The 13,390-nt window shown below is 52.0% G+C and carries 14 protein-coding genes; 7 read left to right on the forward strand and 7 right to left on the reverse strand.

Annotation, left to right across the window (positions count from 1 at the left end):
* The first annotated feature begins 35 nt into the window (after positions 1-35).
* On the forward strand, positions 36-3,113 hold the full coding sequence (locus tag AC27K1_RS18670) for a PP2C family serine/threonine-protein phosphatase (protein WP_487152304.1): 3,078 nt from the start codon (positions 36-38) through the stop codon (positions 3,111-3,113).
* Between the two features lie 101 nt (positions 3,114-3,214).
* Here the strand turns inward: AC27K1_RS18670 and ffh are convergent, their stop codons facing one another.
* Complete coding sequence (ffh, locus tag AC27K1_RS18675) at positions 3,215-4,621, reverse strand: signal recognition particle protein (protein ID WP_487152305.1); 1,407 nt, start codon at positions 4,619-4,621, stop codon at positions 3,215-3,217.
* A 320-nt stretch (positions 4,622-4,941) separates the two neighbouring features.
* Between ffh and AC27K1_RS18680 the strand changes: the two genes are divergently transcribed.
* Both AC27K1_RS18680 and AC27K1_RS18685 read left to right on the forward strand, forming a co-directional pair.
* A complete protein-coding gene (locus AC27K1_RS18680; RefSeq protein WP_487152306.1) occupies positions 4,942-5,751 on the forward strand; it encodes a cytochrome C assembly family protein in 810 nt (269 codons plus the stop codon).
* 169 nt (positions 5,752-5,920) lie between these two features.
* Positions 5,921-7,189 carry an HlyC/CorC family transporter gene (locus AC27K1_RS18685; protein ID WP_487152307.1) on the forward strand — a complete coding sequence of 423 codons (1,269 nt, stop codon included), beginning with the start codon at positions 5,921-5,923 and terminating at the stop codon, positions 7,187-7,189.
* On the opposite strand, the gene AC27K1_RS18690 is transcribed toward AC27K1_RS18685, so the two are convergent.
* The 4 genes from AC27K1_RS18690 to AC27K1_RS18705 form a co-directional block, all read right to left on the reverse strand.
* Positions 7,165-7,962 (reverse strand): SGNH/GDSL hydrolase family protein, encoded by a 798-nt coding sequence (locus AC27K1_RS18690; RefSeq protein ID WP_487152308.1) that lies wholly within the window; start codon positions 7,960-7,962, stop codon positions 7,165-7,167. The genes AC27K1_RS18685 and AC27K1_RS18690 overlap by 25 nt on opposite strands.
* On the reverse strand, positions 7,959-8,156 hold the full coding sequence (locus AC27K1_RS18695; RefSeq protein WP_487152309.1) for a DUF1289 domain-containing protein: 198 nt from the start codon (positions 8,154-8,156) through the stop codon (positions 7,959-7,961). Before AC27K1_RS18695 ends, AC27K1_RS18690 begins: the two co-directional genes overlap by 4 nt.
* Positions 8,153-8,689 carry a gamma carbonic anhydrase family protein gene (locus AC27K1_RS18700; RefSeq protein WP_487152310.1) on the reverse strand — a complete coding sequence of 179 codons (537 nt, stop codon included), beginning with the start codon at positions 8,687-8,689 and terminating at the stop codon, positions 8,153-8,155. The genes AC27K1_RS18695 and AC27K1_RS18700 overlap by 4 nt, the downstream gene beginning before the upstream one ends.
* A gap of 76 nt (positions 8,690-8,765) precedes the next feature.
* Positions 8,766-9,389 (reverse strand): CoA pyrophosphatase, encoded by a 624-nt coding sequence (locus AC27K1_RS18705; RefSeq protein ID WP_487152311.1) that lies wholly within the window; start codon positions 9,387-9,389, stop codon positions 8,766-8,768.
* Between the two features lie 248 nt (positions 9,390-9,637).
* Here AC27K1_RS18705 and AC27K1_RS18710 point away from each other — a divergent pair, with 248 nt between their 5' ends.
* Positions 9,638-10,183 carry an NUDIX hydrolase gene (locus tag AC27K1_RS18710; protein ID WP_487152312.1) on the forward strand — a complete coding sequence of 182 codons (546 nt, stop codon included), beginning with the start codon at positions 9,638-9,640 and terminating at the stop codon, positions 10,181-10,183.
* Here AC27K1_RS18710 and AC27K1_RS18715 read toward each other — a convergent pair.
* Positions 10,180-10,491: an NGG1p interacting factor NIF3 gene (locus AC27K1_RS18715; RefSeq protein WP_487152313.1), complete on the reverse strand. Its 312-nt coding sequence runs from the start codon at positions 10,489-10,491 to the stop codon at positions 10,180-10,182. The genes AC27K1_RS18710 and AC27K1_RS18715 overlap by 4 nt on opposite strands.
* Positions 10,492-10,498: 7 nt before the next feature.
* Positions 10,499-11,650, reverse strand: a complete 1,152-nt coding sequence (locus tag AC27K1_RS18720; protein WP_487152314.1) for a 1-acyl-sn-glycerol-3-phosphate acyltransferase — start codon at positions 11,648-11,650, stop codon at positions 10,499-10,501.
* A 266-nt stretch (positions 11,651-11,916) separates the two neighbouring features.
* Between AC27K1_RS18720 and AC27K1_RS18725 the strand changes: the two genes are divergently transcribed.
* From AC27K1_RS18725 to AC27K1_RS18735, 3 genes are read left to right on the forward strand one after another with little or no spacing between them, the layout of a single operon-like run.
* Positions 11,917-12,456 (forward strand): tetratricopeptide repeat protein, encoded by a 540-nt coding sequence (locus AC27K1_RS18725; protein WP_487152315.1) that lies wholly within the window; start codon positions 11,917-11,919, stop codon positions 12,454-12,456.
* A gap of 21 nt (positions 12,457-12,477) precedes the next feature.
* Positions 12,478-12,717, forward strand: coding sequence for a putative signal transducing protein (locus AC27K1_RS18730; protein ID WP_487152316.1), 240 nt, complete (start codon positions 12,478-12,480; stop codon positions 12,715-12,717).
* A gap of 7 nt (positions 12,718-12,724) precedes the next feature.
* On the forward strand, positions 12,725-13,378 hold the full coding sequence (locus AC27K1_RS18735) for an SOS response-associated peptidase (RefSeq protein WP_487152317.1): 654 nt from the start codon (positions 12,725-12,727) through the stop codon (positions 13,376-13,378).
* Positions 13,379-13,390: the final 12 nt, after the last annotated feature.

Raw genomic sequence — 13,390 nt, forward strand, 5'->3', positions numbered from 1 at the left:
TTAACCAACCCCCATTTCAAGGAGAAACGAAGATTATGGATGCTGCAAAATCCGCACAGGGAACAACCAAACGCCTCCCAACCGAAGCCAACCTAGCCTCCTCCACAGAACCACAGGCCACACATTTGTCTCCCCAGCCTTTAGTTTCGGACCCCAAAAACCAGCTCGATGCAACATCAAAACAGCCTCAACAGACAGTTACCAAACGAAAAATCACCTCGAAATCAAAATCTGCTGACACAGTTTCCCTCGTAGCGGAGAACAAAATTTTCGAACTCGTGGAGGGGAAGCATTATCTGGCCCAACATCTTCGCTCCCCCTCTTTGTTTGAAGGCAAGAAAAATATAAAACTCTTCGAGAACGGCGAAGCAAGAACAATGTCCCAAGATGAATACAACCGAATTGAGCGCATGGATTACGCAGCCTTCACCACCCCGGACGATGCCAATGATTACCTGGAAAATAATCTTGCCAACGCAAGAAAACAGCAGGAAAGTCAGGAAGATCATGACTTATTTAAACAACTGTCATCCAAACTTATGGCTCAAGCGCTTTCAGCTTTCCCGGATACAACAAGCCAACCCGGCCAAGCTGAAAAAGTTGATGCTGTCACTCGCAGATCAGGTAATGAAACATCAATCTATCAGCAAAAAGCCTGGAAATCAGGAGCAAGCCTTGAATTAATCACCGACCAGCCAGTCACAAACATCTGCATGCTTTTGATGGCTGACAATTTAGAAACCAGCCCGGCAATCTGCGGCAAGCTGCCAGTTCTCGCCGGCCTGATCAGCAGCGACGGAGACGATGCCTCTTTGGCCGAGCACATTGCTGAACACTACGCCACTGACCTTTCAGACATCCTTTCCCACTTGCATCCGACAGATCAGCCAATCGGTATAGATACACTTTGCAATGCATTATCAATGGCCCTGGTTAACAGGCACCGAAACCCCACAACACCCGGTGATGGTTCCAAGGCGACAAGCGCCGTTATACCCCTTATATCAACAGAGAATGGGGATGATTTATACATCAGCAATACAGGCCACTGCAGGGCTGTTCTGGTCAAGCCTGATGGAACAGCGATCCAGCTGAGCGATGACGCACATGTATTGGATTGCTCAAAGCATCCGGATTCACAAAAGAAAGAATATTACACACTGCTCCCCAAGCCGCTTGCCAATGAGGTGCTTGAACGGGGCGGACATATAGAGAACCCTCCTGATGAAATAACCAAAAAAAATCAAATGTTGAAATGGGTTAAAGCAGTCAACAATGACCCGGAAACAACAGTCACAAACGCGATAGGACGGTATAAATTCAAGACAGATGATAGCGAAGAACCCTTTTACTCCTTTGCCGTCAGCCCTCGCGCAACGGTCACCCGTCATAAAAAACCGAACGAAGGATGGGAGGGCTACACCCTGATACTGTGCAACGCTGCATTAGCCGGTAGAGCTTCTTCAACCCAGATCGGACAACTTGTCTCGCAAGCATTACATGAAAACCAACTGAACCACGATGACACGGCAAAATACCTTGCTAAAGCCGCAGCGGCCTGCGCCACCACCGATACAGCCATGGCGGCGATTGTTCTGGATGTCAACGCACTGGCGCTGGCGAGCCAGGCATTTAAAACAGAACGCGACAAACAGCTCACCCTTGCCAGCACACCCGAGGCTTGCCCTTTCACACCGGTAATAGCCAGTAGCACCACGGCAGTGAAAACCTGCCTCGAAGATATCGTTGCATCAAGAAAAACAATCAAACTACAAGACATTACAACCACTCGAAAAGGAAATGCTACCGATGATCTTTATTTGAAAGCAGAGCTTTGTCGCCCATTTCCCCACAGGGCAGAGTTGACGTATTACTTTTCGGGGCCAGAAGCAAAAATAGAGACGACCAACGAATGGATTACTGACCAGGAAATGGCTGATTACAAAGTGCATGGCAGCAGAGAATCAGCAGAAAAAGAACTTCAACAAAATTACGAAGCTGCACAAGAACAAATGCAGGCTCAGAAGACATACAGAAAATTCAACAGTGTCGCCAAACAATTGATTACCGAGCAACTGCCATACATCCACCTGCAGGATGGCTGGAAAGCGACTCAGACATATGTCGGACAACTCCATCACACCATTTATTTCCAGAACAATGGCAATGTGGGTTGGGCAGAATGTATCGGCAATAGAGAATCTATGGAGGACAGAATACTATTAGCGTCCGCCACCGCCACCACTTCAGACAACAAACCCTACACATTCCGCACTGTCGGCATCTATGACGGACACGGCGGCACAACGGCATCGGATTTCGCCATGAACAATTACCCCCGGACGCTGGCCCAGTGCTTGTCTGAGTGGAACAGGGTCGAGGATATTGACTCAATGACCAGGAATATCAATGCACAGAAAAATGCACCCGTCAACATGGATCGCCACCAATACTTTGAAACTTCCGGCACAACCGCAATCACGACACTGCTTCTGGATGACGGCCTTTATACCAGCAACATTGGCGATTCCAGCGGAATCCTGATTTCGCCCGAGGGCAAAATTACAAAACTCAGTGAAGACGCAACGCCTTGCGGTATAACATTGATATCGCATCGCGGCATCAACATGTGGCAAACCAAAGAAAACAGATTCACCCGTCGGATCCATGAAAAAGGAGGATATGTTAATCTGGCAGCCAACCCAATCCCTGTACAAGATTGGTCTATACCCACCTCAGGACGCATGGGGTGTGTCCTCGGCGATCTACGGGCAGCAGGCAGCGTGGGAGATCACAATTTAGGTTTTTATCATAAAGGCTTTTATGCAACCTGCGCCATCAGCCCGGAACCCGATCTCACGTTGATACCACCACCCGATGAAGGGTGGGAGGGAAACACTGTCGCCTTGTTTTGCGACGGGGTCACTGATGTAGCTTCCCCACTACAGGCTGGCAATTTTTTAAAGCAACGGATTGATAAAGGATTCAGCAAAGGTGATGCCGCAGCCATGCTGGCAAAAGCAGTCCTGAAAGCTGGCACCCGGGATAATGTTTCAGTCTTAGTTCTGGATGCAAGCACCCTGCAAGCAGAAAGGTCGCCAACGCATGAGTAAACTTTTCATCCGGGCTGAAATCCTCTCCGACGGAAGCCAATACGCATCAATGGGAAGTACGGCGTCGAGCCCTTCCCATTGATGTGCCTGACAAGCAAGGGTTAGAACGGGAACTTACCACCACCCGGCGGCATCATACCGGCCGGCATCTGCCCCTTCAGACCACCCAGACCGCGCATCATTTTCGCCATACCGCCCTTGCCACTCATCTTCTTCATCATCTTGCTCATCTGCTTGTGCTGCTTGATGAGACGGTTGATGTCCTGAATCTGAGTGCCGGAACCGGAAGCAATCCGCTTCTTGCGGGAACCGTTGATAATATCGGGGTTACGACGCTCTTTGGGTGTCATGGAATTGATGATGGCTTCCATCTGGGAAAACATCTTGTCACCCGCCTGGGACTGCTGGGCCATCTGACCCATCGCACCCATGCCGCCCATACCGGGCAGCTTGTCCATCATGCCGGCAATGCCGCCCATGTTTTTCATCTGCTGCAGCTGATCCTTGAAGTCTTCAAGGTCAAAGCCCTTGCCTTTTTTCAGCTTGCTGACGAGTCGGTCGGCCTTTTTCTTGTCGAGCTTCTGTTCCGCTTCTTCGATCAGGGAGAGCACGTCACCCATGCCAAGAATACGGGAGGCAATACGATCAGGATGGAAAGGCTCCAGGGCATCAGTCTTTTCACCCATACCCAGGAACTTGATCGGCTTGCCGGTGATATGGCGAACCGACAGCGCCGCACCACCACGGGCGTCACCGTCCGCCTTGGTCAGAATCACACCGGTAAGCGGCAGCGCATCATTGAACGCCTTGGCAGTATTGGCGGCGTCCTGACCGGTCATGGCGTCAACCACGAACAGGGTTTCGATCGGGTTGATCGCACCGTTCAGGGCCTTGATCTCGTCCATCATCTCGTCATCGACATGGAGACGACCGGCGGTATCGACGATCACCACATCTTTCTGACGCAGGCGTGCCTCGTTAATCGCCGCATTGGCGATATCCACAGGCTTCTGCTCGATGGTCGACGGGAAGAAATCAATACCCACTTCACCAGCAAGGGTTTCCAGCTGCTTGATGGCGGCCGGACGGTACACGTCGGCACTGACCACCATAACGGATTTCTTCTTCCGCTCTTTCAGCCATTTACCCAGTTTGGCCACGGAGGTAGTTTTACCCGCACCCTGCAGACCCGCCATCAAAATGACCGCCGGCGGCTGGCAGGCCAGGTTCAGCTCGTCATTGGCCGCACCCATTACCTCGATCAACTCGGCATTGACGATCTTGACGAACATCTGGCCCGGATTCAGGCTCTGGCTCACTTCCTGACCGACCGCACGCTCACGGACCCGGTTGACAAAATCCTTCACCACCGGCAGCGCGACATCCGCTTCCAGCAGGGCCATGCGCACTTCGCGCAGGGTATCCTTGATATTGTCTTCGGTCAGTTTTGCCTTGCCTGTCACATCGCGCAGCGTTTGCGACAGACGATCAGAAAGATTCTCAAACATCCAGCGATCCTTGGTTCTCGCACACCATTAACGGTTATCTGGTCGATTATAACGCAGCAATGCCGTTGGCATCACCACCCCCTTCCGCTGTTTTTCCCGAATTCCTGCCACAAAAAACGGTGTAACGGGTCAACGGTGAAGTTACTCACAACATCTGTGGACAACTTTGTGGGTTTCCTCGGGACGACTGCCCGAAAAAGCGTCCCCTTCGATCATGGCAGCAAAATGGCCATTTTATGAACACACCGATGCAACCGGTACGATCGAACCCTTCACGGCGACCACCGCTTATGCGAAACTCTGCGGGTTCAGACAGGCTTATGGAAACCATGAACATCGCCATCTCCAGCATTCTTGCCATCGCATTCTATGTCAGCGGCACCTTCTGCCAGTGGGAGCGTCTTCGAGGTCGCGAGATCCACCGCCCCCTGGTACAGACACTGGTGTTTGCCGGTGCGCTGGCGCAGACATTAAGCATTTACCTGATTATTCACACCCCGAATGGCGTTAACCTGAATTTTTATACGGTGGGCTCACTGAGCAGCTGGATGATCATCCTGATCATTCTTGCCAGCAGCCTGCGTAAACCCGTAGAAAACCTGCTGATCGGTCTTTTACCGATTGCCATAGCCGCCGTCGGTTGCTCGTTTCTGCTCAGCGGCCCGGAAGATATTATCCCGTCCGCCCAGCCGGGAATGATTTTCCATATCATCATTTCCATCCTCTCCTACAGCACTTTGACCGTGGCTGCGTTTCAGGCTGTACTGCTAGCCTGGCAGGAAAGCAAGATCAAACACCACCATCCGGCCAGTCTGATCAAAGCCTTCCCTCCGATGCAAACCATGGAGAAACTGCTGTTTGAATTTCTCTGGGCAGGTTTGATTCTGTTGACCCTGTCACTGACCACCGGTTTTATCTATCTTAACGATATGTTTGCACAGCATGTCGCTCACAAAACTGTGCTGTCCGTTCTGGCCTGGTGTATTTTTGGCATTCTTCTGACCGGCCGACACATCCTCGGCTGGCGCGGCCAAACCGCCATACGCTGGACCCTGGCGGGTTTTGCCTGCCTGATGCTGGCCTATTTCGGCAGCAAGTTCATGCTGGATATGATTATCAACCGTGGCTAAAATCGCAGGTATAAATACAAAATCCACCAGGATGGTTATGACCCATACGGCCAGCAGTACTGAACCACCCCCGTGGTGCCACAATCGCATAAGTGGCACACATTCAACACATCACCGGCTGAGCGCCCGCATGTTTTCCCTCACCCCATCGACAGAGGTATAGATTCCCTTGAACGAAGCACCGCTAAGCGTCCTGCTCGGAGCGCTTGTTGTACTTCTCCTGCTTTCCGCGTTTTTTTCCAGTTCCGAAACAGGGATGATGGCGCTGAACCGCTACCGGTTGCGCCACAAGGCAAGGAGTGGCAACCGCGCCGCCAGGCGCACCAGTGAACTACTGGACAGAACGGACCGGCTGATTGGCGTCATCCTGATCGGCAATAACTTTGTGAATATCCTGGCATCGGCCATCGCCACGATTGTGGCGGTCCGAATCTGGGGAGATGCCGGTATTGCCATCGCCACCTTTTCGCTGACCCTGGTCGTACTGGTGTTTGGTGAAGTCACCCCGAAAACCCTTGCCGCACTGCACCCGGAAAAGGTCGCGTTTCCCGCCTCACTGATTCTCAAGCCGTTACTGAAACTGTTCTATCCGCTGGTATTGATCGTTAACGGGATTTCAAATGTCATCCTGCGGTGTCTGGGTGTTGACCCATCCAAGGGGGGTACGGACCAGCTGAGCCAGGAAGAACTCCGCACCGTGGTGCACGAGGCTGGTGGACTGATTCCCGGCACACGCAAAGGGATGCTACTGGGAATACTGGATCTGGAAAAAGTCAGCGTCGACGACATCATGATCCCTCGCAACGAAGTGGTGGGTATTGATATCGAAGATGATATTGATGAAATACTGGAACAACTGCGCACAGCCCAGCACACCCGTTTACCCATCTACAAGGGTGATATCAACAACATCATCGGTATTCTGCACATGCGCAAGGTGGCTCGCCTTTTGAGTCTTGATGAAGTCAACCGCGCCGCCCTGCTGAATGAAACCCGCGACGCCTATTTTGTGCCGGAAGGGACGCCACTCCACACCCAGCTATTCAATTTCCAGAAGGAAAAGCGCCGAACCGCCATCGTGGTGGATGAGTACGGCGATGTCATGGGACTGGTCACGCTTGAGGATATTCTTGAAGAGATTGTCGGGGAATTCACGACGGATGTCGCCAGCAACAACCGCGACATCACCCCCCAGCCCGATGGTTCATTCATCATTGATGGCACCGCCACCATTCGCGATATCAACAAGGCGCTGGAATGGCACCTCCCTGTTGATGGCCCAAAAACATTGAATGGACTGGTGACAGAACACCTGGAAGAAATCCCTGATTCTTCTGTCTGCATCACGATAAACGGTCGTTATCGTATGGAGATCCTGCAAATCCGTGATAACCGGGTACGCTCGGTACGCGTTTATCCCCCGATCAAGTCATCCTGAACCTCTGACCTCACCAGAAGGCCCGCTGCATGAATCTGGCGGGCCAACTGTTCCCCCCACAACCGATAACCCTTCTCTGACGGGTGATAACCATCCGATGCCAAGTAATCGGGCTGAAAACGAAAGACCGTGTCCATATGAAAGACCTGGGAATGTGTTTTAGCCACATCCTGTAATGCTTTGTCCAGCAGTCGCGCCCGCGCACCCAACACCGTAGACAATGGTTGGGGCAAGGCAGAAAACAGGTGCACTGGGGGAATAGCAGCAAAGACGACCGGGCAATCAGTGACAGAACGAATTTCGTCCAGCATGTAAATAAGCTGACGCCTCCAGGCATTGAGACTAGTAAGGCCCGTTGTATCGTTTACACCCAGCGCAATCACTACAAGGTTGGCAGCTGCGTCTTTCTGAGCCTGCCGAAATGAGGGTAACAATTCAGAGGTTGTATCCGCACATTTCAGACCATTTTTCCCAAGCGCCCGCCAACTCACCTTGGAACCACTCTCACAAGATAATGCATTCGCCAACTGCCCCGCCAGGGCTTTATGCATTACGCCAACGCCGACACCCGCTATGGTTGACTCACCCAGCAGATAGAGATTTTTGGCGACATCCCCACTACCCGAACATCCCTGCCACTCTCCACGAGCTTCTGGCAAGCGGGGCGTTTTTCGCCTGACCCATCGCCCTTGCACGGCAAGCACGGGTAATCCAGCAAGTCCCATCCACCAGAACAAGCGATGTCGCCAGACAGATCCATGCACCACTTTCATGACTGATCCATTTTGCCCGAGGCCATTCTTTCCTGAGCACGGGCCACAACATCAAGCTTTTGCTCACGGCTGAGTTCAGGCCAATCCCGAATCTCCCGGATATGGCGACCACAGCCAGTGCATATCTCCATTGCATCCAGCTTGCATACCGCAACGCAGGGAGAGCTGACCAGATAATCACGCAGTTTCATCATGAGGAAAAACGCTCATCAACCACCAGCTGACGTTGATAGCGTTGAAAGTTCTGAACGTAATGGGCACTGGAGAGTTCCAGCATTTTCTTTTGAGGTTCCGCCACCGTTTTGACCACCCGGCCTGGCGAGCCCATGACAACGGAATAATCAGGAATGACCTTGCCTTCCGGAATCAGGGCATTGGCACCAATCACGCAATATTTGCCAATTCTTGCACCATTAAGGATCACTGCATTGATTCCCACCAGGGAATATTCGCCGATCTCACAACCATGCAGCATTACCTTATGACCAACCGTTACGCCGCGCCCTATTATGAGTGGGAAACCGGGATCCGTATGTAGAACAGCACCATCCTGAATATTGCTGTTTTCACCCACGGTAATCAGTTCATTATCACCACGAACAACAGCGTTGAACCAGATACTGGCATTATTCTCCAGCACCACTGAACCGATGACACTGGCATTGTCGGCCACAAACCAGTCATCACCACGTACATCCAGACAGCGTTCACCCAGGCGATAAATCATGCAGGAAGCCTCTCCCGTAGAGGGATGATTATTATTCTCGGGAAAGGAGTTTACCGGAAAACGGTCGGGAATGAACTCACGCCTGCTTGCGCCAGACACCACCCTCGACACGCTGCCCGCGCTGCTGCGGCACATCCAGCGGGATGCCGGCATTCAGTCCGACATTGAGGAATTCCACCAGCATAATGGCCGTCAACCCCCAGATCTGGTAATCCCCATATTGCCAGGCCGGCACAAAAAACGACTGCTGCTTATAACGCAGCTCATCAGTACGCAGGCGCTCATCTTCCAGGAAGAAGGCCACGGGAACCCGAAAAACACGATCCAGTTCATCCAGGTTGGCATGCAACTTTATGGATTCCGGCACCAACCCCACATAAGGCGTAACCTTGATACCAAAGCGGGAAATCACCTGCCCGGTACGGCCCAGGATATCCACCGAGTCACCAGGCACGCCAATCTCTTCATGGGTTTCCCTGAGCGCAGTCATCTGCAGATCCCGATCTTCAGGATCACGCTTACCACCGGGGAATGCCACCTCACCACTGTGGGTATTTAGCCGGGTAGAACGGCGGGTCAGAATAATTTCAGGGTTGTGGGTATTATCCGTCAGGGCAATCAATACAGCCGCTTCAGGCAGCGGTACTGGCAGATCCCTGGGTGTGTGTTCTATCAGCTGATTTCGTATTTGTTTCAACATAATCCGGCATGCATCCTTGCCTTTCGTTGTGACTCCGGGAAAGTCATCCTGCTTTCCAATACGTTCAGATTACTATATCCCCGGTTCCCACTATTCTCCAGTGACAAATCGCTTAAACAGCCATTCTCTATGAGAAAAGCAATATTAAGGCCAATTATTTCTTTAGACGCTATTTCTACCCTTCAGGTTCAATCCTTTCTTCACGGAGGGTAGACTGGTGATTCGGGGGAAGTCTGGGTAATCACATCATGAATTATTGCAGTCATTGCGGAGCATCCGTTGAGCTGGCCGTACCGGATGGCGATAACCGGGAGCGCTACATCTGCCGTCAATGTGGGATTATCCACTACCAGAATCCGAAGATTGTCGCCGGCATACTGCCCTGGCTGGATGATCAGATTCTACTCTGTAAACGGGCGATTGAGCCCTGTCGTGGACGCTGGACACTCCCTGCCGGCTTTATGGAACTGGGCGAAACCACCCGGGAGGCTGCGCTGCGGGAAACCTGGGAAGAAGCAAGAGCCCGGGTCAAAGATCCGGAACTTTACCTGGTCTTCAATATTCCCCATATTGATCAGGTCTACATGATCTTTCGAGGTGAACTGGCAAGCACCGATTTTGCGCCCGGCGAAGAAAGTCTGGAAACCCGGCTGTTTTCAGAAGCTGAAATTCCCTGGCGTGAACTGGCCTTCTCATCCATCAAAGCCAGCCTGACACAATACTTCAACGACCGGCGGAATAACCATTTTCCGGTGCATATGGAAGATCTGAAACTATCAATCTCTACTAATTAAACAACTGTGATTGGCCAGGCTTCCAGCGCTGGCTGCTCATAGGGGTGAGTAGCGCGCAGTGCTTCAATAACGGCTGCCAGGAAATGATCTTCAACCACCGTTTCCACTTTCACTTCCGGTACGGCTTCAAGACGCCCGGTCTCACCACAATAGGGCTGACTGCCGGCTAAGGGGCGAAATTGGGTCACTCCTTCACACTGCCAGCAGTATTGATCGTAATCCCCTACCCGGCCAGCACCGGTCGCAAAGATCGCGCTTTTGACCTGTTCCAGATGACTTTCCGGTACAAAGAAACAGAGTTTGTACATATCAATCCTACAAATCCCGGTAATGATTGATTACGGGGTTTGAATATATTTTCAAAAACCAGTCCCGGCTGGCCGGAGAACAGGCATTGAGACGATCCTTGAACGTTTTTCTTTTCTCATCAAGATCATCACCAGAAAACTGCTGTTCCCAACCCGTTATCTTCTGTCCACCCTGACGCTCACATAACACGTCATGGGCAATATAATTGGAAGGATGCAAGTGATAAAGCGTGTGGATCTGTCTGTCGACTTCACGCGCCACATCAACTGCCGAATCAAATTCAGTTCCCAGCGGCTGGCCAAATGCAACATGGACATGCCCTTTCCAGCCCTCAATCCCGGTGGCAATACTCTTAAGGTCCTCATCTTCAGCCTTATCATAATTGCCGTGATCCGATCTCAACTGCAACTCATTGGCCTTGCGTTGATCACAGGGGTCGTATTCATAGGCGATCGACACCGGCACAATCCTGAGTCGCTCCATCACTTCACCCAGGCTGTGGCCTTTGCCTTTCTGGCTCATGTAGAGCATTTTAATGATGGCACTGTCGGTCCGGTCATTACCGTCTTTCGCACGCCCTTCCCGGTGTGCAATCCAGACCGAATGATTTGTCTCAATAGAATGATTAATAAAAGCAGACAGTTTCTGGTAAGCCGCCAGTTTTTGTCGCAATGAAACCAGTGACCGTTTGACAATAAAGCTCTTGTTCAGCCGCATCAGGTCACTGACATACGGGCGCCCCAGCAGATTATCCCCAATAGCAACCCGCATCGTATCCATACCACGACCATAGAGGCCGTAGTTGACGAACGCCGAGTCCATCACGATGTCACGGTGATTACTGAGAAACAGGTAAGCCTTGCCCGACTCCAGCGCATCCAGCCCCGTCCAGGTAACGTCACTTGTCGTTTTTTTGATGACACGTTCAATATAGGGCGCAATAACGTGCTGCAAACCTCGCACATCACTGACACCGGAGAGCTTGCGCTGCAACAGAAAACGGGTCAACGGACGAAGAAAGCCCCCCAGGGACATCGCCAGGGAAGGATAGCTGAAATGCACCAGCGCTGACAGCAGCTGTTGATCCTGTAACAGACGATCCAGTATCGGACGAACTTCCTGATCACTGTAAGGACGAATATCGTCGAATTGCTCCATTAACACGCAGTCGCTCAAAAATTTATAACTGGATGGCATTATAAACAGATGATCATTCGATTTCTGTATCTGCTGGTTTCGCTTTTGTAAATGCCGCTATCCCTTGTCTGACAAGGGGTAGACGGTAGTTTATGCTTTTGCATGGGGCTCACTGTAGCCTTCCCATGTAACAGAGGCTAACAACAGTAAAAACCGGGTAAACATAGCCTTTAGGCTAGCAGCGAGTATAATCCAGCGTACATAACGTCAAGAATGTCGAGGAAACGATGCAGGTCAAATACGGGGTACTGGCAGCCGCATTACTGGCAGCAATCGCCACCACCGCACCCGCTGAAGACAAGGCGGCGGAACAGGGAAATACCCTTGAGTCCATGATCAGCCAGGGACGCGAGCTGCTGTCCAGTGGTAACCAGGAGCAGATGAAGCAGGCGGTCAGTGAGCTTCAGCAAGCGGCCAAAGCACATTCCGCAGAAGCGCAGCGCCTGCTCGGTGAAGCCTACAGCAAGGGACTGGGTGTCGAGAAAAACCTGACCCGCGCCTTTGAGCATTACGCCGACGCAGCCCGTCAGCTGGACCCCGTCGCCCAATATGAAGTCGCGAAGGCTTACTTCAAAGGTCAGGGTACGGACGCCAACATGATCTCTGCCTACATGTGGGCAACACTTAGCCAGCTGAAAGAATCTTCCGTAAAAGAGCAGGCCGTCAAACTGCGCGATGAGATCAGCAAACTGCTGACTGCCGAGCAGATTGAGAAAGCCCGCATGCTGTCTGACCAACTGCAGCAGATCTACCTGAAAACGCAATAAACCTTCACGCGGTAAAGGGTCATGATCAAGATATACAGTCCCCGGAATCACCTTGAGGCGCAGGGCCTTCAGGATATGCTGGCCAGCCACCATATCCATGCCCATATTTCAGGTGCCTACCTGCAGGGTGCCGTTGGCGAACTCCCGGCCCATGACCTGCTGGGATTGCATACCGATATAGCGGATGCAGACCGTGCCCGGGAACTGGTCAACGACTGGCTGAACGCCACACCGATGATTGACGATACACCGGAGGAATAAAGCAACCGTGTGTGGACGCTTTACCCTACTCAGGGAACAGGTGGATTGCCGACAATTCGGACTGGATCTGCAATTCCACCAGTTACCACATTACAACATCGCTCCTCGTGACCAGGTCACTCTGATCCGCGACAATCCACAACGGGAATACGTAACAGCCAGCTGGGGACTGGTGCCCGGATGGCTCAAGGATCTCTCCAGGGCGCAAATCAACGCCCGGGCAGAGACCATCGCGGAAAAGCCCATGTTCCGCAACGCCTTCCGGCAGCGTCGCTGCCTGATTCCAGCGGATGGTTATTTCGAGTGGCAATCGCTGCCAGATCGTAAACAACCCTGGTACATTCGAAAACGGGATAAATCCCTGATGGCCTTTGCTGGCATCTGGGAACGCTATCATGCGTCAGAAGACGTTTTTTATGATTCCTGCGCCATCATCACGACGGCAGCCAACCCGCTAACTGCCAAAGTACATGACAGAATGCCGGTCATTCTGCAGCCGGAACACTATGCAAGCTGGCTGTCCACTGACAGCGACCTGGCCGACTGCCAGTCACTGCTACAACCATTAGCGCCAGAGCTTTTGCAGCTGTGGCCTGTGTCCACATACGTGAATAATCCCACGCACAAAGGGCCACAATGCATTGATGCTATTGCAAGATAACCCCGAACAATT

It is taken from the genome of Kistimonas ophiarachnellae (assembly GCF_057552235.1).